Genomic DNA, 19,641 nt, shown 5'->3' with positions numbered 1-19,641 from the left:
GAACCGCCACTACCTGACGGCATGGGTATTGCGGCGCACGCAAACTCACCATCTTGCGCCTGAAATATCTCGAACCGTTGGAGTGGCAAATTGTCTTTGCTGAACATCTACTGGAGATCGCTGCAATATCTGGGAGCCGAAAAGCGGGCAACCACCTTGATATGCGCGGCCAATATCGTCCTGGCGCTGATAGCGGTAGCCGAGCCGATGCTGTTCGGCAACGTGATCGACTCCATTTCCGAGAAGAGCGCCATCTTCCCGACACTCGCGATGTGGGCGGGCCTCGGTGTGTTCAACATCATCGCAATCGTGCTGGTATCGCGCGGCGCCGACAGGCTGGCGCACAAGCGGCGGCTCGGCGTGCTCTCCGATTCTTTCGAGCGCGTCATCACCATGCCGCTTGCCTGGCATCATCAGCGCGGCACATCGAATGCCCTGCATACGCTGATACGCGCCACGGATTCGCTGTTCACCCTCTGGCTCGAATTTCTGCGTCAGCATCTTGCGACTGTTGTCGCGCTATTTGTCCTCGTGCCGACCGCCATGCACATGGACATGCGCCTGTCGCTGGTTCTCGTCGTTCTCGGCGTCATCTATGTGATGATCGGCCAACTGGTCATGCGCAAGACCAAGGATGGGCAGGCCGCCGTCGAGCGCCACCATCACAAGGTGTTCGAGCATGTCAGCGACTCGATCAGCAATGTCGCTGTGCTGCAGAGCTATAACCGCATCGCCGAGGAAGCCAGATCGCTGAAGGATTACACCTCGCGTCTCCAGCAGGCCCAGAACCCGGTTCTCAACTGGTGGGCGCTGGCCAGCGGCCTCAACCGCATGGCTTCGACCATTTCCATGGTCATCGTCCTGCTGCTCGGCGCCTATCTCGTCACCAAGGGCGAGCTTCGCGTCGGCCAGGTGGTTGCATTCATCGGCTTTGCGCAGTTGATGATCGGCCGCCTGGACCTGATCAGCAATTTCGTCAACCAGACGATGACTGCCCGCGCCAAGCTGGAAGAATTCTTTGAAATGGAGGATTCGACAGCCGAACGCCAGGAGCCGGCCTCAGCCCGCACGCTCGACCATGTCGGCGGGCATATCGTTTTCGATAATGTGACCTATGAGTTCGCGAATTCCGGCCAGGGCGTCTATGACGTGTCCTTTGAAGCGAAATCCGGCCAGACCGTCGCGATCGTCGGTCCGACAGGCGCCGGCAAGACGACGTTGGTCAATCTCCTGCAGCGCGTCTATGATCCGGCGGCGGGCCGCATCCTGATCGACGGCGTGGATACGCGCACGCTGAGCCGTCATTCGCTGCGCCATGCGATTGCCACCGTCTTCCAGGATGCCGGCATGTTCAACCGCTCGATCGAGGACAATATCCGCATCGGCCGAGCGGACGCCTCGAACGAGGACGTGCATGCCGCGGCCCGCGCGGCCGCAGCGCACGACTTCATCCTCTCCAAGAGCGCCGGCTATGACACGGTCGTCGGCGAACGCGGATCGCAGCTTTCGGGCGGCGAAAAGCAGCGCCTAGCGATCGCCCGTGCCGTTCTCAAGAATGCCCCGATCCTGGTTCTCGACGAGGCGACGAGCGCGCTCGATGTCGAGACCGAGGCTCAGGTGAAGAATGCGATCGACGAGCTCAGCAACAATCGCACGACCTTCATCATCGCTCACCGCCTGTCGACCGTGCGCAACGCCGATCTCGTGCTGTTCCTCGACAAGGGACATCTGATCGAAGCCGGCAAGTTCGACGAGCTTGCCGCGCAGAATGGCCGGTTTGCCGCCCTGCTGCGCGCCGGCGGCCTGCTCGCCGAAGATGGGGAAGCTGAACAGGACAAAAGCAATGTCACGCCTTTTCCGCTCAAGGCGCGGCCGCATAAATCCATATCGGCATAGACGCAGAAAAGCCCGGCGATGCCGGGCTTTTTCTTGTGATCAGCCTTTGCCATGCCGTTCGAGGCGCAGCTTGGTCCAGTAATCAAGGCGCTTGCGGATCTCTCGCTCAAAACCGCGCTCCGGCGGATCGTAAAATGTCGGGCGGCCCATGGCGTCGGGAAAATAGTTCTGGCCCGAGAAGGCCTCTGGCTGATCATGGTCATAGGCATAACCCGCGCCATAGCCCTCGCCCTTCATCAGCTTGGTCGGCGCGTTGAGGATATGCTTTGGCGGCACGAGTGAACCGTTTTCCTTTGCCGCCCGCATGGCGGCTTTATAGGCCATATAGACCGCATTCGATTTCGGCGCCGTCGCCAGATAGACGCAGGCTTCGGCAAGCGCCAGTTCGCCTTCCGGCGACCCGAGATAATCATAAGCGTCCTTCGCCGCATTGGCGATGACGAGAGCCTGGGGATCAGCGAGACCGATATCCTCCGAAGCCATGCGCACCAGCCGCCGGCCGAGATAGAGCGGGTCCTCTCCGGCGTCGAACATGCGGCAGAGATAGTAGAGCGCCGCATCCGGGTCCGATCCGCGTACCGATTTATGCAACGCCGAAATCAGATTGTAATGGCCGTCCTGGCTCTTGTCATAGACAGGTGCCCGGCGCTGCACGACCTCCTGCAATTGTTCGGCATTGAAGGTTTCGTCTTCACGGGCGGCACGCCAGATTTCTTCGGCAAGCGTCAAAGCCGCCCTGCCATCGCCGTCCGCCATGCGGATGAGGCTGGCCCGCCCCTCCTCGTCGAGCGGCAGCTTGCGGCCTTCGTTTTCCTCGGCGCGCGCAAGAAGCGTCGCGAGGCTCTCGGCATCATGCGAGTGAAAGGTCAGCACACGGGCACGCGACAGGAGCGCCGCATTAAGCTCGAAGGAAGGGTTTTCCGTCGTGGCTCCGATCAGGATCACCGTGCCATCCTCCATCACGGGGAGGAAGGAATCCTGCTGCGCGCGGTTGAACCGATGAATCTCGTCGACGAAGAGCAGGGTTTGACGACCGGACATGCGGCGGGCGCGGGCGCCGTCGAACATCTTCTTGAGATCTGCAACACCAGAGAAGATGGCCGATATCTGTTCGAACACCAGATTGGTTTCGCCGGCGAGCAGCCGCGCCACCGTCGTCTTGCCAGTGCCGGGTGGTCCCCAGAAGATCATCGAGCCGAGCGTTCCCGAGGCGATCATGCGGGTCAGAACGCCCTGCGGACCGGTCAGATGCGCTTGTCCAGTTACCTCAGAGAGGTAGCGGGGGCGCATGCGATCGGCGAGCGGCCTGTTACGGTCGGCCTGTGGATCGGCACTGGCAGAAAAAAGGTCGGTCATGTCCTATATGCTTACCGGCTAGCGGATATATTGTCGAATGATAGCGCCGTTGCGCTCGAATTCGAAGCGCCATAGCAGGCTCGTGCCGGCGGAAAGAACCTCGGTCAGATTGGCTACCCCGCTGATTTCCACACCATTGACCCGACGGATGATATCCCCCCGGCGCAGATTGAGCCGCACGGCAGGCGAATTGCGATACACGCCCGTAACCACCACGCCGCGCGCCGTCCTGGGAAGACGAAACTCCCCGGTGGTTTCCGGCGTCAGATCGGCAATTTCGGCACCCGCAAGGGGGTTATCGCCTTCGATGATCTGCGTTTTCGCGGCGACCGTCTCGGGAGGTTTTGCAAGCGTCACCGGCACCTCGCGCTGCTGCGATCCGCTCAGCACGTTCAATTTTACGGTATTTCCAATGCCCGCCGTCGAAATGCGATAGGCCAGGACATCCGGGTTATCGACGCGCACGCCTTCCACGGAAAGAATGAGGTCACCCACGTTGAGGCCAGCCTTCTCAGCCGGCCCGCCATCGTTCAGGGCTGTGATCAAGGCACCATAAGGCTGCTGGAGGCCGAGGCTTTCGGCGACATCCGGTGTCACGGACTGGAACGTCGCGCCGATAAAGGGACGCTGGAAGCTCTTACCGCCTTTCCGCGCCGTTTCCACAACCGCGCGTACCATATTGGATGGAATGGCAAAGCCGATGCCGATCGAGCCGCCAGAACGCGAGAAGATCGCGGTATTGATGCCGATCAGCTGGCCGCGCATATCGATCAGCCCACCGCCGGAATTGCCGGGATTGATCGCCGCGTCGGTCTGGATGAAAAAGTCGAAATCAGAAATGCCGACCCGCGTGCGCGATTGAGCCGAGACGATACCGCTCGTTACTGTCTGCCCAACGCCGAATGGATTGCCGATAGCCAATACGAGATCGCCAACCTCCACGTCGTCCGAATTGCCGAGCGCCAGGATCGGAAAGGCTTCCTTGGCATCGATCTTCAGGATGGCGAGATCGGTCGTTTCGTCCTTAAGCAAAATGCGGCTTTCAAACTCGCGGCCATCGGAAAGCGCCACCTTGATATCGTCGGCATCCTTGATGACATGATTGTTGGTGACGACGATGCCGCTTGGATCAACGATAACGCCGGAGCCGAGGGACGACTGGATGCGCGGGGATCCGCCGCCGAACTGCCTGCCGAAGAATTGTTCGAAAAATGGATCGCCGGCAAAAGGCGACCGGGTTGCGACCTGGCGCGCGGCATAGACGTTGACGACTGCCGGTGCAGTCGCCTTGACGAGCGGCGCGAAGGACAACTGCATCTCCCCACGGCTCAGCGGAACATTTTTGCTGGATGGGGCAGGAAGCGGCGCAACGGGCGGCGACGACGGCTGAGTCTTGTCCGGCTCGCCGGTTCCGCCATCGAGGAGCCCTTTGAAGGTATCGCGCAGCGTCTCGCCCGTGCTTTTCTCCTGCGCAAGAGACATAGACACGGGAGAGGTCAGAACGGCAATCGTCATCGCCGCTGCCAACAGACCAACGAACCTCGAAGCACGGAAAGACATGAAGAACTCCCGAATTGATGTACTGGAATAAATTAGGACGCGAATCCGACCGGGCCAAGTCATATGCCCGATCATAGGAAGCGATAAGGGGCGGGAATGTGAAATCCAATCCATGGATTGGCACAATCGATAGAAATCAGACAGTTGCAGGATTTTTGATTCAATGCGACTCCCAATTTGATGGAACCGCTCGGCCTTACGTCATTCTACCCCGTTGAAGTTCTGGAGAGGGCGAGGCATGGATTTCCTGTGACAAGCACAGGAAATCCATGCCCCGACGGTGTCGCTATTACTGCGGGTAGGAATATGATTGCCACCGTAAACGATATCAGCGGCCTTGCCTGCGAGCGATCCGAAAAATACGTCGGGAACTTGCTCAAAAGAAAAAGGGGCCGTACGGCCCCTTTTTCATAATCCATGCAGAAGCAATTATGCAGCTTCGGCTTCCGAAGCCTCCTCGGCCTCGACGCGGGCACGGTCCTTGGAACCCTTGGCATCGACGTCACGCTCCACGAATTCGACAACCGCCAGAGGCGCGTTGTCGCCGGTGCGGAAGCCGGCCTTCATGATGCGGATATAGCCGCCATTGCGCGTTGCATAGCGGGTTGCAAGCGTATCGAACAGCTTGGCAACGAGCTTTGCGTCACGAATGGCCGAAATAGCCTGACGGCGCGCGTGCAGATCGCCACGCTTGCCGAGAGTGACAAGCTTTTCGACGATAGGGCGAATTTCCTTGGCCTTGGGCAGCGTCGTCACGATCTGCTCATGCTCGATCAGCGATGCGGCCATATTGGCAAACATCGCCTTACGGTGGCTGGCAGTCCGGTTCAGCTTGCGGCCTGAATTACCGTGGCGCATGAGCCTTCTCCTTCAATCTTTCTTTCCGGTCGGTCGCCGGTATTCTCAATACTGGTCTTCGTAACGCTTGGCGAGGTCTTCGATATTTTCCGGCGGCCAGGACGGGATTTCCATACCCAGATGGAGCCCCATGGACGCCAGAACTTCCTTGATCTCGTTCAGCGACTTGCGACCGAAGTTCGGGGTCCGCAGCATCTCGGCTTCCGTCTTCTGGATCAGGTCGCCAATATAAACGATATTGTCGTTCTTCAGGCAGTTTGCCGAACGCACCGACAGCTCCAGTTCGTCCACCTTCTTCAGGAGAGCCGGATTGAAGGCGAGTTCCGCCACCTGTTCCTGCGGCGCTTCCTTTTGCGGCTCGTCGAAATTGACGAAGATCGAAAGCTGGTCCTGAAGAATACGGGCAGCATAGGCAACCGCATCTTCACCGGTGATCGAGCCATCGGTTTCGATGTTGAGCGTCAGCTTGTCATAATCAAGAACCTGGCCTTCGCGGGTGTTCTCGACCTTATAGGAGACTTTGCGAACCGGTGAATAAAGGCTGTCGACCGGGATGAGCCCGATCGGCGCGTCTTCGGCGCGGTTGCGGTCGGCCGGGACATAGCCCTTGCCGGTGTTGACGGTGAACTCCATGCGGATCTCCGCGCCCTCATCGAGAGTGCAGATCACATGATCCGGATTGAGGATCTCGACATCGCCAACCGTCTGAATGTCGCCGGCGGTGACTACGCCCGGGCCTTCCTTGCGGACGACCATACGCTTGGGACCATCGCCTTCCATATGGATGGCGATCTCCTTGATGTTGAGCACGATATCCGTCACGTCTTCGCGCACACCGGCGATCGACGAGAATTCGTGCAGAACGCCGTCGATCTGGACTGCGGTCACCGCAGCGCCACGCAGCGAAGAGAGAAGCACGCGACGCAGCGCGTTACCGAGCGTCAGACCATAGCCCCGCTCAAGCGGCTCCGCGATGACGGTCGCCTTGGTTTTCGAACCTGAAGTCTGGAACTCGATCTTGTTCGGCTTGATCAGTTCCTGCCAGTTTTTCTGGATCATTTGCTTTTCCTTGTCCTTGCCTTCAACCACTATCCAATCGTGGTGACAGAGCGTGGAACCGCAGAGGAGCCCGAGGGGCTCATACGGCCTAAAATCGTCGGTTAGACGCGGCGCTTCTTGCGCGGGCGGCAACCATTGTGCGGGATCGGCGTCACATCGCGGATCGAGGTGATCATGAAGCCCGCAGCCTGCAGGGCACGAAGCGCCGATTCACGACCGGAACCCGGACCGCAAACCTCGACCTCGAGCGAACGCATGCCATGCTCCTGCGCCTTCTTGGCGCAGTCCTCAGCGGCCATCTGGGCGGCAAACGGGGTCGACTTGCGCGAACCCTTGAAACCCTGAGCGCCGGCAGACGACCAGGCAATGGCATTGCCCTGTGCGTCCGTGATGGTGATCATCGTGTTATTGAACGTCGAGCTGACGTGCGCAACGCCCGACGAAATATTCTTGCGCTCGCGACGACGAACGCGTGTGGCTTCCTTGGCCATGATAGTCCTTCCAATTGATCTCAACGCCGCCGTAATGCCAGCGGCTACACCGGAAGTGAATGGTGAATGGAAAAATAGTGAATGGTGAAAGGCAAACCGCCCTACCATTCACTATTTACTATTCACCATTCACCCCTAAATTACTTCTTCTTGCCGGCGATCGCCTTTGCCGGTCCCTTGCGGGTACGAGCATTGGTATGCGTACGCTGACCGCGAACAGGAAGCGACCGGCGATGACGCAGGCCGCGATAGCAGCCAAGATCCATCAGACGCTTGATGTTCATCGAAACTTCGCGACGAAGATCACCCTCGACCTGATAGTCACGGTCGATGGATTCGCGAATCTGAAGAACTTCAGCGTCCGTCAACTGATTGACACGACGCTCCGGAGGAATGCCGACCTTGTCGACGATTTCCTGTGCAAACTTCTGTCCGATCCCGTGAATGTACTGAAGCGCAATGATAACGCGCTTGTTCGTCGGGATGTTGACGCCAGCAATACGAGCCACGCCTATTCTCCTTAATGTTGCCGCTGTCCTGTCCGGACGCTGATTACCGTCAACCAGACAGCATAAAAATGCCCGGTATCGGCTCTTGTTGTTTCGCCGGCACCGACCATTCAAAACTAAATGAATTGGTGCAGTCTTTGGCGGAATCGTCGGGAAAAGTCAACTCCCCGGACGTTCTTTTTGAATACCGTCTTGATTAGGTCAGGCCGGTATCAATGTTTTCTCTATTTCGGCGGTCACGGTATCGACATCGGCCATGCCGTTCACCACCTTCAATTCACCTGTCCCGGCATAATATTCCGATAGAGGCGCGGTCTTCTCGCGATATTCCACCAGACGCTTGTGAAAGGCTTGCGGATTATCATCAGAGCGAGCCTGACCGCCTGAAGCAACGGTTTCGGCAACACGGTTCTCCATGCGCCGAACAAGCGCCGCTTCATCGACTTTGAGTTCGATCACCGCATCGAGCCGAAGCCCTTTTTGCTGAAGCATCTGTCCCAAGGCCTTGGCCTGGGGAACAGTCCGAGGATAGCCGTCGAGAATGAAACCTCTTGTACAATCGGGCTCGTCAATGCGGTCAGAGACGATCTGGTTGACGATGTCGTCGGAAACCAGCTGCCCGCCATCCATCACCGCCTTGGCGCGCTTGCCGACCTCGGTCTCATGGGTAACGGCGGCACGAAGCATATCGCCGGTGGAAAGCTGAGGGATACCATACTTCTGCGTCAAAAGCCTGGCCTGTGTTCCCTTACCCGCTCCAGGAGGTCCAAGAAGAATCAGTCTCATTTGTTGCGTTTCCCTCCCCGAAGTTTCGATTTCTTGATGAGCCCTTCATATTGATGGGCGATCAGATGTCCTTGTATCTGCGCGACCGTATCAAGCGTCACGCTGACCACGATGAGCAAAGAGGTCCCGCCGAGATAGAAGGGAACACCCGTTGCCGAAATCAGAAACTCAGGCAGGAGGCAAACCAGCACGATATAGATCGCACCTACAGCCGTGATACGCGTCAGCACGTAATCGATATATTCCGCGGTCCTCTCGCCGGGGCGAATGCCTGGAATGAAACCCGAATGCTTCTTGAGCTGATCAGCCGTATCCTTCGGATTGAAGACGATCGCGGTATAGAAAAAACAGAAGAACGCCATCAGCGCGGCGTAGAGGAACATATAGAGCGGCTGACCGTGGCCGAGAGCGGCAAGCGCCGTCGTCGCCCAACCCGGCATTGTCTGCGTATCGGCAAAGCCAGCGGCCGTTGCCGGCAGCAAAAGCAGCGAAGAGGCGAAGATCGGCGGGATAACGCCAGCCGTGTTCAGCTTCAACGGCAGATGCGACGTGTCGCCCTGGAACATGCGGTTGCCGACCTGGCGTTTCGGATACTGGATCAGAAGCCTTCGCTGCGCCCGCTCAACGAACACGATAATGGCGACGAGAGCTACGGCCAGAACAACGATCCCAAGGATCAGTCCGGTGGAAAGTGCCCCCGTACGTCCCAGTTCCAGAGTGCCGGAAATGGCATGGGGCAGGTTAGCGACGATACCTGAGAAGATAATCAGCGAAATACCATTGCCGATGCCGCGAGCCGTGATCTGCTCACCGAGCCACATCAGGAACATCGTGCCGCCGACAAGCGTGATCACCGTCGAAACCCGGAAGAACAGCCCGGGATCCATGACGATGCCGTTGCCGGATTCCAGCCCCGCGGAAATACCGTAGGCCTGCAATGTCGCCAGAAGGACCGTGCCATAACGGGTATATTGATTGATGACCTTTCGGCCCTGCTCGCCTTCCTTCTTCAGCTGCTCGAGCGAAGGCACGACCGAGGTCATGAGCTGCACGATGATCGAAGCCGAGATATAAGGCATGATGCCAAGCGCGAAAATAGCCATACGGCCAACGGCGCCACCGGCGAACATGTTGAAAAGGCCGAGAACGCCCTGACTGTGCTGCTGGAAGGCCTGAGCCAGCGCATCGGGATTGATTCCGGGAAGCGGGATATAGGTACCGAACCGGTAGACAAGCAGCGCACCCAGCGTAAACCAGATGCGCTTTTTCAACTCTTCAGCTTTTGAAAAAGCCGAGAAGTTCAGATTGGATGCAAGCTGTTCTGCAGCCGATGCCATGAAAAATCTCCGGTCTGTCCCCCGCCAATCAATGCGGTCCTACCCCAGATATGTGCAAAGGCACAAAGGTGCAAGCGGCGGCTCGAAGGCCGCCGCTATTTATCTCTATGCTTATTCGGCAGATGCTGCGGCTACCGGCAACTTCACCGAACCGCCAGACTTCTCGATCTTCTCGATCGCAGCCTTGGATGCGCCTGCCACTTCGAAATTCACCTTTGCGGTGATCTCGCCATCGGACAGCAACCGAACGCCGTCCCTGGGGCGGCGAATGACGCCGGCAGCCTTGAGCGTATCAGCCGTAACCGCCTGCTTTGCATCGAGCTTGCCTGCATCGATAGCCTGCTGAATGCGGCCAACCGAAACGGCATTGAAGCTCTTGGCGAAGATATTGGTGAAGCCGCGCTTCGGCAAGCGACGATAGATCGGCATCTGGCCGCCTTCGAAGCCTTTAATCGCGACGCCAGAACGGGATTTTTGCCCCTTCACGCCACGTCCGCCGGTCTTACCCGTGCCGGAACCGATACCACGGGCGACGCGCTTACGTGCCTTGGCAGCGCCCGGCTTCTCACGCAGATCATTGAGTTTCATCTTTTCAATCTCCCGCGTTATCAGACCTCGTCCACAATGCGGACGAGATGCTGAACCTTGGCGATCATGCCGCGAACTGCCGGAGTGTCTTCCAGCGTACGGCGGCGGTGCATTTTGTTAAGACCCAGACCAACCAGCGTCGCGCGCTGCTCGGCCGGGCGACGGATCGGGCTGCCGGTCTGTTCGACCGTGACCGTCTTGCCCTTCTTTTTCTCAGCCATCACTCATATTCCTTGTCTTCGGCAGGCCAGTGACCAGCGCCAGCGGCGGCTATTCTTCGGTACCGACCACATCATGGCGGCGAGCCTGAAGAGTCGAGTACTTGATACCACGCTGCGCAGCGACATCCTTGGGATGCATCTGGTGCTTCAGCGCATCGAACGTCGCCCGAACCATGTTGTACGGGTTGGACGAACCGAGCGACTTGGCAACGACATCCTGCATACCGAGCGTCTCGAAAACAGCGCGCATCGGACCACCTGCGATGATGCCGGTACCGGCGGCTGCAGCGCGCAGCAGAACCTTGCCTGCGCCATGACGGCCTTCGACGTCATGATGAAGCGTGCGCCCCGAACGCAGCGGAACAAAAATAAGTTCGCGCTTGGCTGCTTCGGTAGCCTTGCGGATCGCTTCCGGCACTTCGCGTGCCTTGCCATGACCGAAGCCTACGCGGCCCTTCTGATCACCTACCACCACAAGCGCGGCGAACCCGAAACGCCGGCCGCCCTTGACGACCTTGGCGACGCGGTTGATGTGAACGAGCTTATCGACGAATTCGCTGTCGCGCTCGTCGCGACCGCCATCGCGGTTACGTTCTCTTTGTGCCATTTTCCTAGTTCCTTTTTCTTTTCCGGAAGCACAGTTGAAATTAGAAGCTGAGGCCCGCTTCGCGGGCGGCTTCGGCCAAAGCCTTGACACGGCCGTGGAAAATAAACGAACCACGGTCGAACACGACTTCCTTCACGCCGGCCTTGACGGCGCGTTCCGCGACAAGCTTGCCGACAACGGCGGCGGCATCCTGGTCCGCGCCGGTCCTGAGCTTGCCCTTCAGATCGCCATCGAGTGTCGAGGCGGCTGCAATCGTAAGACCACGCACATCATCAATGATCTGTGCGTAGATATTTTTCGAAGAGCGATGCACGCTAAGCCGCGGACGGCCGTTGGCGACCGCCTTGAGCTGACGGCGAACGCGCGATGCGCGACGCTGAATGGTTTCTTTCGGCGATGCCATGACGCGAGTTCCTTACTTCTTCTTGCCTTCTTTGCGGACGATCTTCTCGCCAGCATATTTCACGCCCTTGCCCTTGTAAGGCTCCGGTGCGCGATATTCGCGGATCTCCGCCGCAACCTGGCCGACCTGCTGCTTATCGATGCCGCTAACGACGATCTCGGTCGGCTTCGGCACGACAACCGTGATTCCAGCCGGCACCTCATAGATCACTTCGTGGCTGAAGCCCAGCGAAAGCTGCAGGTTCTTGCCCTGCATCGCCGCGCGGTAGCCGACGCCGCTGATCTCAAGCTTCTTTTCGAAGCCATCTTTGACGCCGTTGAAGATGTTGGCGATCATCGTGCGGGACATGCCCCACCGCGAGCGCGCAACCTTCGACTGGTCACGGGGGTCCACATGAATCCCATCGTCTTCCAGCTTCACCAGCACTTCATCGTTGACGACGAACGACAGTTCGCCCTTCGCGCCCTTGGCCTTGACGGTCCGACCGTCAACAGTGGCAGTTACGCCTGCCGGGACCGGCACGGGTTTTTTACCGATACGAGACATTGTTCAACCTGTCCGTTTCTTCCTGTTCACCGCAGCCGCATCAGAAGATGCGGCAGAGCAGCTCACCACCAACGTTCTGTTCGCGAGCCTCGTGATCCGCCATCACGCCCTTCGGCGTGGAGAGGATCGAGATACCAAGACCGTTTGCGACCTGCGGAATAGACTTGACCGATACATAAACGCGGCGGCCAGGCTTCGAAACCCGGGCGATCTCACGGATCACCGCACCGCCTTCGTAGTATTTCAGCTCGATTTCGATCTCGGACTTGCCGTTTTCGAATTCGGTCTGGCTGTATCCGCGGATATAACCTTCGGACTGAAGCACATCGAGAACGCGGGCGCGAAGCTTGGAAGCAGGCGTGGAAACCTTGCTCTTCTTGCGGCCGATCGCGTTACGGATGCGGGTCAGCATATCGCCGAGAGGATCTGACATAGACATGGGGCTTCTCCCTTACCAGCTCGACTTGACCACGCCCGGAACCTGGCCGAGCGAACCCAGCTGGCGGAGCGCGATACGCGACATTTTGAGCTTGCGGTAGAAACCGCGCGGACGGCCCGAAATCTCGCAACGATTGCGGATACGGACCCTTGCAGAATTGCGCGGCAGTTCAGCAAGCTGGATGGTCGCGCGAAAGCGCTCGTCCAACGGAAGGCTCTGGTCCATAACGACCGCCTTCAACCGTGCACGCTTTGCGGCGTGACGCTTAACCAACTGCACGCGGCGCTTGTTCTTTTCGACTGCGCTAGTCTTGGCCATTTCAATTACCTCGCTACGCTTGTCGTTACTGCCGGAACGGGAAGTTGAAAGCACGCAGCAAAGCGCGCGCCTCATCATCCGTCTTGGCGGTCGTGCAAACGATGATATCCATGCCCCAGATCTGATCGACCTTATCGTAGTTGATCTCCGGAAACACGATGTGTTCCTTGACACCCATGGCAAAATTGCCACGACCATCAAAGCTCTTCGGGTTCAGTCCGCGGAAGTCACGGACGCGCGGCAGCGCAATCGTGATCAACCGGTCCAGGAACTCGTACATACGATCCTTGCGGAGCGTAACCTTGGTGCCGATCGGCATCTCCTCACGAACCTTGAAGGTCGCGATGGAATTGCGGGCGTGGGTGATCACCGGCTTCTGGCCGGCAATCTGTGCGAGGTCCTCGGCGGCGATCGCAGGCTTCTTAGAGTCGCCCGTCGCTTCACCGATACCCATATTGATGACAACCTTGTCGACGCGCGGAATCTGCATCTCGTTGTCGTATTTGAACTGCTCGAGAAGCGCCTTGCGGACTACGTCCTGGTAATGCTTCTTCAAGCGCGGTTCGATCTTTGCCTCAGCCATCGATCAGCTCTCCAGAACGTTTTGCCACACGCACCTTCTTGCCGTCCTTTTCGATGCGGAAGCCGACGCGGGTCGGCTTACCATCCTTGGGATCGGCGACGGCCAGATTGGACAGCTGGATGGGGGCTTCCTTGGAAAGGATGCCCGCTTCCTGCGTCTGGCTCTGGCGCTGATGGCGCTTCACTACATTAATGCCACGGACGACGGCCTTGTCGTCCTTGGGCGAAACACTAAGCACTTCGCCCGTACGGCCCTTGTCCTTGCCGGTCAAAACGACGACCGTGTCGCCTTTGCGAATCTTCTGCATCGTCTTGCTCCCTTACAGAACTTCTGGAGCCAGCGAAATGATCTTCATGTGATTCTTGGCGCGGAGTTCGCGCGGAACCGGTCCGAAGATACGGGTGCCGATGGGCTCTTTCTTGTTATCGATCAAAACGGCAGCGTTCTTGTCGAACCGGATAACACTGCCATCGGCGCGGCGGATATCCTTGGCGGTGCGCACGACAACCGCCTTCATCACGTCGCCCTTCTTCACGCGGCCGCGCGGAATGGCTTCCTTGATCGAAACGACGATAATGTCGCCGACCGAAGCATATTTCCGCTTCGAACCGCCCAGCACCTTGATGCACATGACACGACGGGCGCCGGAATTATCCGCGACGTCGAGGTTTGTTTGCATCTGAATCATGACTGGCCGCCTTCTTTTCGTTCAGCCGGGTCGGACGTTTCGCCCTGCCCTCAATTACTGTGGTTTGTTAGGCCGCCGAACCGACGACGACCCAGCACTTGTCCTTCGAAATCGGCTTCGATTCTTCTATGGAAACGAAATCGCCGACCTTGAATTGGTTGTTCTCGTCATGCGCCTTATACTTCTTGGACTGGCGCACGGTCTTCTTGAGGAGCGGATGCGAATAGCGCCGCTCGATCTTGACCACGACTGTCTTGTCGGTCTTGTCACTGACGATAACGCCCTGCAGAACGCGTTTAGGCATGATATTCTTTCCTTATGCCTTGCTCTCGGCCGCCTTCTGGCGGGCGATAGTCTTGATGCGTGCGATGTCGCGGCGGATTTCCTTGACACGCGCTGTTTTCTCGAGCTGGCCGGTCGCCTTCTGGAAGCGCAGGTTGAACTGCTCCTTCTTGAGCTTGGCCAGCTCATCATTCATCTGGTCGGCGCTCTGGGTCCGAACTTCTGCGGCTTTCATGGCTGCCTCTCTTATTCTGCGATGCGCTGTATGAAGCGCGTCTTGATCGGAAGCTTGGCGGCTCCGAGTCGAAGCGCCTCGCGTGCCACATCTTCCGATACGCCGTCAAGCTCGAACATCACGCGGCCTGGAGCAACACGGGCTGCCCAATAGTCGACGCCGCCCTTACCTTTACCCATGCGGACTTCGGTAGGTTTCGAGGTGACCGGCAGATCCGGGAAGATGCGGATCCACACGCGGCCGGCACGCTTCATGTGACGGGTGATCGCGCGGCGGGCCGCCTCGATCTGACGCGCGGTGATGCGCTCGGGCTCTACGGCCTTCAATCCGAAAGCACCGAAATTGAGCTCCGTACCGCCCTTCGACGCGCCGTGAATACGGCCCTTGAACTGCTTGCGGAACTTTGTGCGCTTAGGCTGCAACATTGTTCTCTACTCCAAAATTCTTGCCCGCGACCGATCGATCAGGCGTTTTCGCGCCGGCGGTTCGATGAGAAACCCTGGCTGTCGCTTTCAACAGTACGACGCTCGGAAGCCATCGGATCGTGCTCGAGGATCTCGCCCTTGAACACCCAGACCTTGACGCCGCATGTGCCATAGGCAGTGTGCGCCTCAGCCGTTCCGTAATCGATGTCGGCACGCAGCGTATGCAAGGGAACGCGGCCTTCGCGGTACCATTCCATACGAGCGATTTCAGCACCGCCGAGACGGCCCGAGCAATTGATGCGGATGCCTTCAGCGCCGAGACGCATCGCGGACTGCACCGCGCGCTTCATGGCGCGACGGAATGCAATACGGCGTTCGAGCTGCTGAGCGATCGATTGGGCGACCAGCACCGCGTCGATCTCAGGCTTGCGCACTTCGACGATGTTGAGCGCGGCTTCCGAATTCGTCATCTCGGAAAGCTTCTTGCGAAGCTTCTCGATATCCGCACCCTTCTTGCCGATAATCAGACCCGGGCGAGCCGAGTGGATGGTCACGCGGCACTTCTTATGCGGACGTTCGATCACGACCTTGGAGATTGCGGCCTGCTTCAGCTCATCCATCAGATACTGACGGATCTTGATGTCTTCGTGCAGCAGCTTGCCGTACTCGCCGGTGTTCGCGTACCAGCGCGAATCCCAGGTGCGATTGATGCCGAGGCGAAAGCCGATCGGATTAATCTTCTGGCCCATTATGCGGCCTCCCCTTTTTCCGCGGCTTCGCGGACAACAATGGTGAGATGCGAGAAAGGCTTCTCAATCCGGCTCGCACGGCCGCGGCCACGGACATGGAAGCGCTTCATGACGATCGACTTGCCGACATAGGCTTCCGCGACGACCAGAGCATCGACATCAAGATCGTGATTGTTTTCCGCATTCGCGATCGCCGATTCGAGCGTCTTCTTCACCGTACCGGCGATCCGCTTGCGCGAAAACGTCAGATCGGCGAGAGCCGCACTTACCTTTTTGCCGCGGATCAAAGTCGCCACGAGGTTGAGCTTCTGCGGACTGACACGGATCGTGCGGGCGACGGCTTTCGCCTCGTTATCCTTAAGCTGGCGCGGAGCCTTAGCCTTGCCCATCGTTATTTCCTCTTTGCCTTCTTGTCCGCACCATGACCGTAATAGGTCCGGGTCGGAGAGAATTCACCGAACTTGTGTCCGACCATTTCTTCGGACACGGAAACCGGCACATGCTTGTTGCCGTTATAAACGCCGAAGGTCAGGCCGACGAACTGCGGCAGGATCGTGGAGCGACGGCTCCAGATCTTGATGACCTCATTGCGACCGCCATCGCGTACCTTCTCAGCCTTCTTGAGAAGATAGCCGTCTATGAACGGGCCTTTCCAAACTGAACGAGCCATTTCAGACTTCCTCTCTTACTTCTTGCGCTGATGACGCGAACGCATGATGAACTTGTCCGTCGCCTTGTTGGAGCGCGTCTTTTTGCCCTTCGTAGGCTTGCCCCACGGAGAAACAGGATGACGGCCACCAGAGGTACGGCCTTCGCCGCCGCCATGCGGGTGATCGACCGGGTTCATCGCGACGCCGCGAACATGCGGACGCTTGCCGAGCCAACGGCTACGACCTGCCTTGCCAAGGCTGATATTGCCATGGTCAGGATTGGAAACCGCACCGACCGTTGCAAAGCAGGAACCGTGAACCAAGCGCTGCTCGCCCGAGTTCAGGCGCAAAATAGCCATGCCCTGGTCGCGGCCCACGAGCTGCGCATAGGTACCGGCAGAGCGAGCGATCTGCCCACCCTTGCCCGGCTTCATCTCCACATTGTGGATGATGGTGCCGACAGGCATGGACGAAAGCGGCATCGCATTGCCGGGCTTCACGTCCGCCGAGCTTCCGGTAATGACCTGATCGCCGACCGCCAGGCGCTGCGGCGCCAGGATGTAGCTCAACTCGCCGTCCGCATAGCGGATGAGCGCGATGAAGGCCGTGCGGTTCGGATCGTATTCAAGACGCTCCACCGTTGCCGAAACATCGTGCTTGCGACGCTTGAAATCGACAAAACGATAGGTGCGCTTGTGACCACCGCCCTGGTAGCGGGCGGTGACCCGACCGGAATTGTTACGTCCGCCCTTGGAGGACAGGCCCTCGGTCAAAGACTTGACCGGCTTGCCCTTGTAGAGCCCGGAACGGTCCACGATGACCAGCTGACGCTGGCTCGGCGTGGTTGGATTATAATGCTTGAGTGCCATTGTCTTTACTCCACGGCCTCTCAAAGACCAGTCGAAACGTCGATGGATTGGCCTTCGGCTATCGTCACGACTGCTTTCTTGACATCGCTCTGGCGCCCGACGATGCCGCGGAACCGCTTCACCTTGCCTTTGCGCACTGCTGTATTCACCGCGGTCACCTTGACGCCGAACAGCGCTTCGACCGCAGCCTTGATTTCCGGTTTCGTCGCCTTGCGGGCCACGTTGAACACCACCTGGTTATGTTCAGAAACCATGGTGGACTTCTCGGTGATGACAGGGCTGACGATCACGTCATAATGGCGAAGATCAGTCATTTGAAACGCTCCTCGAGAGCTTCGATCGCCGCCTTGGAAAGAACGAGCTTGCCGCGGCGAAGGATGTCATAGACATTGATGCCCTGCACCGGCAGAACATCGATATTCGGAATGTTCGAAGCAGCCAGGCGGAAATTGGCATCGATCTCAGCGCCACCAATCAGTAGCGCATTTTCGAGGCCGAGCTTGGCGAACTGCGCCGTCAGCGCCTTGGTCTTGGCTTCCTTGGAAGCCAGATCATCAATGACGATCAGATCCGACGACTTCAGCTTGGCCGAAAGCGCATGACGCAGGCCGAGAGCGCGAACCTTCTTGGGCAGTTCATGCTCGTGGCTGCGAACGACCGGACCATGAGCCTTGCCACCGCCGCGGAACTGCGGAGCACGAGCAGAGTGATGGCGGGCACGGCCCGTACCCTTCTGCTTGTACATCTTCGCGCCGGTGCGTGCGATTTCGGAACGGCCCTTGGCCTTATGCGTGCCTTGCTGGCGACGTGCAAGCTGCCAGCGGATAACGCGCTGAAGGAGATCGTCGCGCGGATCAAGACCGAAGATCTCCTCAGAGAGCTTCACCTTGCCGGCGTCCTTGCCTTCAAGAGTTGTAATCGTGAGATCCATTATTCGGCTCCCTCAGTCGCTTCGGCCATTTCAGGCGCCGACGACACTGCTGCTGACTGTGCGGCCTGACGGATACCGGCCGGCTTCGGCGCGTTTTCCGGCAAGGAAACCTTCACGGCGTCACGCACCAGGATCCATGCGCCCTTCGAGCCCGGAACCGCGCCGCGGACCAGAATGAGGCCGCGATCGAGATCGGTGGACACGACTTCGATGTTCTGCGTGGTCACGCGGGTCTGCCCCATGTGACCGGCCATCTTCTTGCCTTTGAACACCTTGCCCGGGTCCTGACGCTGACCTGTCGAACCGTGTGCGCGGTGGGTAACCGAGTTACCGTGCGAAGCGCGATGACCACCGAAATTGTGGCGCTTCATCGAACCGGCAAAACCCTTACCGATGGAGGTACCCGTCACGTCGACCTTCTGGCCGGGAACAAAATGTTCCGCCGTGATCTCGGCGCCGACATCGAGGAGATTGTCCGGCGACACGCGGAACTCCGCAAGTTTCGCCTTCGGCTCGACTTCAGCCTTCGCGAAATGGCCGCGCAGTGCCTTGGTCGTGTTCTTTACCTTGGCAAGTCCAACGCCAAGCTGAACAGCCGTGTAACCGTTCTTTTCAACTGTACGCTGGGCCACCACGTGGCAGCTCTCCATGCGGAGAACCGTCACCGGCACATGCTCTCCAGCGTCGTTATAGACGCGGGTCATGCCCAGCTTCTGTGCAATAACACCTGAACGCATCGGGTTCGTTCCTTCCGTCCTCAAGCCTTACAGCTTGATCTCGACATCGACACCTGCAGACAGGTCGAGCTTCATCAGCGCATCAACCGTTTGCGGGGTCGGGTCAACGATATCGAGAAGGCGCTTGTGCGTGCGCATCTCGAACTGTTCGCGGCTCTTCTTGTCGATATGCGGCGACCGGTTGACCGTGAACTTCTCGATCCGCGTGGGAAGCGGGATCGGGCCGCGCACATTGGCACCGGTACGCTTGGCAGTCGACACGATTTCCCGCGTCGAAGCGTCAAGGATCCGATGATCAAACGCCTTGAGGCGAATGCGGATGTTTTGACCGTTCATTTCATCTGTTCCTTGTTACGCGGGACGCCATTTTCTGACGTCCCTGCACAATTCTCTTACTCAACGATGGTGGAGACGATGCCGGCGCCGACGGTGCGGCCGCCTTCGCGGATAGCGAAACGCAGCTTCTCTTCCATCGCGATCGGCACGATCAGCGTCACGTCCATCGTGACGTTGTCGCC

The 19,641-nt window shown here is 58.6% G+C and carries 31 protein-coding genes; 1 reads left to right on the top strand and 30 read right to left on the bottom strand.

Annotated features, from left to right (window positions below; genetic code table 11):
• The first annotated feature begins 90 nt into the window (after window positions 1-90).
• Window positions 91-1,896, top strand: coding sequence for a glucan ABC transporter ATP-binding protein/ permease (locus C5748_RS21855; RefSeq protein WP_105744323.1), 1,806 nt, complete (start codon window positions 91-93; stop codon window positions 1,894-1,896).
• A 39-nt stretch (window positions 1,897-1,935) separates the two neighbouring features.
• On the opposite strand, the gene C5748_RS21850 is transcribed toward C5748_RS21855, so the two are convergent.
• The 30 genes from C5748_RS21850 to C5748_RS21705 all read right to left on the bottom strand — a co-directional run.
• On the bottom strand, window positions 1,936-3,252 hold the full coding sequence (locus tag C5748_RS21850; protein ID WP_105744321.1) for a replication-associated recombination protein A: 1,317 nt from the start codon (window positions 3,250-3,252) through the stop codon (window positions 1,936-1,938).
• A gap of 18 nt (window positions 3,253-3,270) precedes the next feature.
• Window positions 3,271-4,812 carry a DegQ family serine endoprotease gene (locus C5748_RS21845; protein ID WP_342588376.1) on the bottom strand — a complete coding sequence of 514 codons (1,542 nt, stop codon included), beginning with the start codon at window positions 4,810-4,812 and terminating at the stop codon, window positions 3,271-3,273.
• Between the two features lie 429 nt (window positions 4,813-5,241).
• A complete protein-coding gene (gene rplQ, locus C5748_RS21840; RefSeq protein ID WP_105744319.1) occupies window positions 5,242-5,670 on the bottom strand; it encodes a 50S ribosomal protein L17 in 429 nt (142 codons plus the stop codon).
• 45 nt (window positions 5,671-5,715) lie between these two features.
• Window positions 5,716-6,729, bottom strand: coding sequence for a DNA-directed RNA polymerase subunit alpha (locus C5748_RS21835; protein ID WP_105744317.1), 1,014 nt, complete (start codon window positions 6,727-6,729; stop codon window positions 5,716-5,718).
• Between the two features lie 101 nt (window positions 6,730-6,830).
• Window positions 6,831-7,220 (bottom strand): 30S ribosomal protein S11, encoded by a 390-nt coding sequence (rpsK, locus tag C5748_RS21830; RefSeq protein WP_105744315.1) that lies wholly within the window; start codon window positions 7,218-7,220, stop codon window positions 6,831-6,833.
• A gap of 140 nt (window positions 7,221-7,360) precedes the next feature.
• Complete coding sequence (gene rpsM / locus C5748_RS21825; RefSeq protein ID WP_105744313.1) at window positions 7,361-7,729, bottom strand: 30S ribosomal protein S13; 369 nt, start codon at window positions 7,727-7,729, stop codon at window positions 7,361-7,363.
• A gap of 201 nt (window positions 7,730-7,930) precedes the next feature.
• On the bottom strand, window positions 7,931-8,515 hold the full coding sequence (locus tag C5748_RS21820) for an adenylate kinase (protein ID WP_105744311.1): 585 nt from the start codon (window positions 8,513-8,515) through the stop codon (window positions 7,931-7,933).
• Window positions 8,512-9,852, bottom strand: a complete 1,341-nt coding sequence (secY, locus tag C5748_RS21815) for a preprotein translocase subunit SecY (RefSeq protein ID WP_105744309.1) — start codon at window positions 9,850-9,852, stop codon at window positions 8,512-8,514. Before secY ends, C5748_RS21820 begins: the two co-directional genes overlap by 4 nt.
• A 111-nt stretch (window positions 9,853-9,963) precedes the next feature.
• Window positions 9,964-10,440, bottom strand: coding sequence for a 50S ribosomal protein L15 (gene rplO, locus C5748_RS21810; RefSeq protein ID WP_105744307.1), 477 nt, complete (start codon window positions 10,438-10,440; stop codon window positions 9,964-9,966).
• A 20-nt stretch (window positions 10,441-10,460) separates the two neighbouring features.
• Window positions 10,461-10,661, bottom strand: a complete 201-nt coding sequence (rpmD, locus tag C5748_RS21805) for a 50S ribosomal protein L30 (protein ID WP_105744305.1) — start codon at window positions 10,659-10,661, stop codon at window positions 10,461-10,463.
• 49 nt (window positions 10,662-10,710) lie between these two features.
• A complete protein-coding gene (gene rpsE, locus C5748_RS21800; protein ID WP_105744304.1) occupies window positions 10,711-11,268 on the bottom strand; it encodes a 30S ribosomal protein S5 in 558 nt (185 codons plus the stop codon).
• Between the two features lie 40 nt (window positions 11,269-11,308).
• Window positions 11,309-11,671, bottom strand: a complete 363-nt coding sequence (gene rplR / locus C5748_RS21795) for a 50S ribosomal protein L18 (protein ID WP_105744302.1) — start codon at window positions 11,669-11,671, stop codon at window positions 11,309-11,311.
• A gap of 12 nt (window positions 11,672-11,683) precedes the next feature.
• Window positions 11,684-12,217 carry a 50S ribosomal protein L6 gene (rplF, locus tag C5748_RS21790; RefSeq protein ID WP_105744301.1) on the bottom strand — a complete coding sequence of 178 codons (534 nt, stop codon included), beginning with the start codon at window positions 12,215-12,217 and terminating at the stop codon, window positions 11,684-11,686.
• Window positions 12,218-12,257: 40 nt separating this feature from the next.
• Window positions 12,258-12,656, bottom strand: coding sequence for a 30S ribosomal protein S8 (gene rpsH, locus C5748_RS21785; RefSeq protein WP_105744299.1), 399 nt, complete (start codon window positions 12,654-12,656; stop codon window positions 12,258-12,260).
• A 12-nt stretch (window positions 12,657-12,668) separates the two neighbouring features.
• The gene (gene rpsN, locus C5748_RS21780) at window positions 12,669-12,974 is read right to left on the bottom strand and encodes a 30S ribosomal protein S14 (RefSeq protein WP_105744297.1); all 306 of its coding nucleotides are present in this window, start codon (window positions 12,972-12,974) and stop codon (window positions 12,669-12,671) included.
• Between the two features lie 25 nt (window positions 12,975-12,999).
• Window positions 13,000-13,557: a 50S ribosomal protein L5 gene (gene rplE / locus C5748_RS21775; protein WP_105744295.1), complete on the bottom strand. Its 558-nt coding sequence runs from the start codon at window positions 13,555-13,557 to the stop codon at window positions 13,000-13,002.
• Window positions 13,550-13,864 carry a 50S ribosomal protein L24 gene (gene rplX / locus C5748_RS21770; protein ID WP_105744293.1) on the bottom strand — a complete coding sequence of 105 codons (315 nt, stop codon included), beginning with the start codon at window positions 13,862-13,864 and terminating at the stop codon, window positions 13,550-13,552. The genes rplE and rplX overlap by 8 nt, the downstream gene beginning before the upstream one ends.
• A 12-nt stretch (window positions 13,865-13,876) precedes the next feature.
• The gene (gene rplN, locus C5748_RS21765) at window positions 13,877-14,245 is read right to left on the bottom strand and encodes a 50S ribosomal protein L14 (RefSeq protein WP_068881785.1); all 369 of its coding nucleotides are present in this window, start codon (window positions 14,243-14,245) and stop codon (window positions 13,877-13,879) included.
• A 67-nt stretch (window positions 14,246-14,312) separates the two neighbouring features.
• Window positions 14,313-14,549 carry a 30S ribosomal protein S17 gene (gene rpsQ / locus C5748_RS21760; RefSeq protein WP_105744291.1) on the bottom strand — a complete coding sequence of 79 codons (237 nt, stop codon included), beginning with the start codon at window positions 14,547-14,549 and terminating at the stop codon, window positions 14,313-14,315.
• Between the two features lie 12 nt (window positions 14,550-14,561).
• Window positions 14,562-14,762 (bottom strand): 50S ribosomal protein L29, encoded by a 201-nt coding sequence (rpmC, locus tag C5748_RS21755; RefSeq protein WP_105744289.1) that lies wholly within the window; start codon window positions 14,760-14,762, stop codon window positions 14,562-14,564.
• An 11-nt stretch (window positions 14,763-14,773) separates the two neighbouring features.
• Window positions 14,774-15,187: a 50S ribosomal protein L16 gene (rplP, locus tag C5748_RS21750; protein WP_105744288.1), complete on the bottom strand. Its 414-nt coding sequence runs from the start codon at window positions 15,185-15,187 to the stop codon at window positions 14,774-14,776.
• 38 nt (window positions 15,188-15,225) lie between these two features.
• Window positions 15,226-15,936: a 30S ribosomal protein S3 gene (rpsC, locus tag C5748_RS21745; RefSeq protein ID WP_105744286.1), complete on the bottom strand. Its 711-nt coding sequence runs from the start codon at window positions 15,934-15,936 to the stop codon at window positions 15,226-15,228.
• Window positions 15,936-16,325 (bottom strand): 50S ribosomal protein L22, encoded by a 390-nt coding sequence (gene rplV, locus C5748_RS21740; RefSeq protein ID WP_105744284.1) that lies wholly within the window; start codon window positions 16,323-16,325, stop codon window positions 15,936-15,938. Before rplV ends, rpsC begins: the two co-directional genes overlap by 1 nt.
• A gap of 2 nt (window positions 16,326-16,327) precedes the next feature.
• Window positions 16,328-16,606 carry a 30S ribosomal protein S19 gene (rpsS, locus tag C5748_RS21735; protein WP_105744282.1) on the bottom strand — a complete coding sequence of 93 codons (279 nt, stop codon included), beginning with the start codon at window positions 16,604-16,606 and terminating at the stop codon, window positions 16,328-16,330.
• Window positions 16,607-16,621: 15 nt separating this feature from the next.
• On the bottom strand, window positions 16,622-17,455 hold the full coding sequence (rplB, locus tag C5748_RS21730; RefSeq protein WP_105744280.1) for a 50S ribosomal protein L2: 834 nt from the start codon (window positions 17,453-17,455) through the stop codon (window positions 16,622-16,624).
• A 20-nt stretch (window positions 17,456-17,475) separates the two neighbouring features.
• Window positions 17,476-17,769, bottom strand: coding sequence for a 50S ribosomal protein L23 (locus tag C5748_RS21725; RefSeq protein WP_105744278.1), 294 nt, complete (start codon window positions 17,767-17,769; stop codon window positions 17,476-17,478).
• Window positions 17,766-18,386 (bottom strand): 50S ribosomal protein L4, encoded by a 621-nt coding sequence (gene rplD / locus C5748_RS21720; RefSeq protein ID WP_105744276.1) that lies wholly within the window; start codon window positions 18,384-18,386, stop codon window positions 17,766-17,768. The genes C5748_RS21725 and rplD overlap by 4 nt, the downstream gene beginning before the upstream one ends.
• The gene (gene rplC / locus C5748_RS21715; protein ID WP_105744274.1) at window positions 18,386-19,123 is read right to left on the bottom strand and encodes a 50S ribosomal protein L3; all 738 of its coding nucleotides are present in this window, start codon (window positions 19,121-19,123) and stop codon (window positions 18,386-18,388) included. The genes rplD and rplC overlap by 1 nt, the downstream gene beginning before the upstream one ends.
• Window positions 19,124-19,150: 27 nt before the next feature.
• On the bottom strand, window positions 19,151-19,459 hold the full coding sequence (gene rpsJ, locus C5748_RS21710; RefSeq protein ID WP_002964363.1) for a 30S ribosomal protein S10: 309 nt from the start codon (window positions 19,457-19,459) through the stop codon (window positions 19,151-19,153).
• 56 nt (window positions 19,460-19,515) lie between these two features.
• Window positions 19,516-19,641: EF-Tu C-terminal domain-related protein (locus tag C5748_RS21705; RefSeq protein WP_105744272.1), on the bottom strand; the 126-nt coding region annotated here is incomplete at its 5' end.

This window comes from Phyllobacterium phragmitis (assembly GCF_002980495.1).
Classification (GTDB): Bacteria; Pseudomonadota; Alphaproteobacteria; order Rhizobiales; family Rhizobiaceae; genus Paramesorhizobium; species Paramesorhizobium phragmitis.
This window is presented reverse-complemented; position numbering and strand designations above follow the sequence as displayed.

What these genes read in the sequence shown, in the direction of transcription:
- rplC (WP_105744274.1), bottom strand. Translation starts at nt 19,123, where the DNA reads ATGCGTTCAGGTGTTATTGCACAGAAGCTGGGCATGACCCGCGTCTAT.
- C5748_RS21845 (WP_342588376.1), bottom strand. Translation starts at nt 4,812, where the DNA reads ATGTCTTTCCGTGCTTCGAGGTTCGTTGGTCTGTTGGCAGCGGCGATG.
- C5748_RS21725 (WP_105744278.1), bottom strand. Translation starts at nt 17,769, where the DNA reads ATGACTGATCTTCGCCATTATGACGTGATCGTCAGCCCTGTCATCACC.
- rplP (WP_105744288.1), bottom strand. Translation starts at nt 15,187, where the DNA reads ATGTTGCAGCCTAAGCGCACAAAGTTCCGCAAGCAGTTCAAGGGCCGT.
- C5748_RS21835 (WP_105744317.1), bottom strand. Translation starts at nt 6,729, where the DNA reads ATGATCCAGAAAAACTGGCAGGAACTGATCAAGCCGAACAAGATCGAG.
- rpmC (WP_105744289.1), bottom strand. Translation starts at nt 14,762, where the DNA reads ATGAAAGCCGCAGAAGTTCGGACCCAGAGCGCCGACCAGATGAATGAT.
- rplO (WP_105744307.1), bottom strand. Translation starts at nt 10,440, where the DNA reads ATGAAACTCAATGATCTGCGTGAGAAGCCGGGCGCTGCCAAGGCACGT.
- rplF (WP_105744301.1), bottom strand. Translation starts at nt 12,217, where the DNA reads ATGTCTCGTATCGGTAAAAAACCCGTGCCGGTCCCGGCAGGCGTAACT.
- rpsJ (WP_002964363.1), bottom strand. Translation starts at nt 19,459, where the DNA reads ATGAACGGTCAAAACATCCGCATTCGCCTCAAGGCGTTTGATCATCGG.
- rplX (WP_105744293.1), bottom strand. Translation starts at nt 13,864, where the DNA reads ATGCAGAAGATTCGCAAAGGCGACACGGTCGTCGTTTTGACCGGCAAG.
- rplQ (WP_105744319.1), bottom strand. Translation starts at nt 5,670, where the DNA reads ATGCGCCACGGTAATTCAGGCCGCAAGCTGAACCGGACTGCCAGCCAC.
- rplB (WP_105744280.1), bottom strand. Translation starts at nt 17,455, where the DNA reads ATGGCACTCAAGCATTATAATCCAACCACGCCGAGCCAGCGTCAGCTG.
- rplN (WP_068881785.1), bottom strand. Translation starts at nt 14,245, where the DNA reads ATGATTCAGATGCAAACAAACCTCGACGTCGCGGATAATTCCGGCGCC.
- secY (WP_105744309.1), bottom strand. Translation starts at nt 9,852, where the DNA reads ATGGCATCGGCTGCAGAACAGCTTGCATCCAATCTGAACTTCTCGGCT.
- rpsS (WP_105744282.1), bottom strand. Translation starts at nt 16,606, where the DNA reads ATGGCTCGTTCAGTTTGGAAAGGCCCGTTCATAGACGGCTATCTTCTC.
- rpsC (WP_105744286.1), bottom strand. Translation starts at nt 15,936, where the DNA reads ATGGGCCAGAAGATTAATCCGATCGGCTTTCGCCTCGGCATCAATCGC.
- rpsH (WP_105744299.1), bottom strand. Translation starts at nt 12,656, where the DNA reads ATGTCTATGTCAGATCCTCTCGGCGATATGCTGACCCGCATCCGTAAC.
- C5748_RS21820 (WP_105744311.1), bottom strand. Translation starts at nt 8,515, where the DNA reads ATGAGACTGATTCTTCTTGGACCTCCTGGAGCGGGTAAGGGAACACAG.
- C5748_RS21850 (WP_105744321.1), bottom strand. Translation starts at nt 3,252, where the DNA reads ATGACCGACCTTTTTTCTGCCAGTGCCGATCCACAGGCCGACCGTAAC.
- rpsQ (WP_105744291.1), bottom strand. Translation starts at nt 14,549, where the DNA reads ATGCCTAAACGCGTTCTGCAGGGCGTTATCGTCAGTGACAAGACCGAC.
- rplV (WP_105744284.1), bottom strand. Translation starts at nt 16,325, where the DNA reads ATGGGCAAGGCTAAGGCTCCGCGCCAGCTTAAGGATAACGAGGCGAAA.
- rpsK (WP_105744315.1), bottom strand. Translation starts at nt 7,220, where the DNA reads ATGGCCAAGGAAGCCACACGCGTTCGTCGTCGCGAGCGCAAGAATATT.
- rpsE (WP_105744304.1), bottom strand. Translation starts at nt 11,268, where the DNA reads ATGGCACAAAGAGAACGTAACCGCGATGGCGGTCGCGACGAGCGCGAC.
- rpmD (WP_105744305.1), bottom strand. Translation starts at nt 10,661, where the DNA reads ATGGCTGAGAAAAAGAAGGGCAAGACGGTCACGGTCGAACAGACCGGC.
- rplR (WP_105744302.1), bottom strand. Translation starts at nt 11,671, where the DNA reads ATGGCATCGCCGAAAGAAACCATTCAGCGTCGCGCATCGCGCGTTCGC.
- rplD (WP_105744276.1), bottom strand. Translation starts at nt 18,386, where the DNA reads ATGGATCTCACGATTACAACTCTTGAAGGCAAGGACGCCGGCAAGGTG.
- rplE (WP_105744295.1), bottom strand. Translation starts at nt 13,557, where the DNA reads ATGGCTGAGGCAAAGATCGAACCGCGCTTGAAGAAGCATTACCAGGAC.
- rpsN (WP_105744297.1), bottom strand. Translation starts at nt 12,974, where the DNA reads ATGGCCAAGACTAGCGCAGTCGAAAAGAACAAGCGCCGCGTGCAGTTG.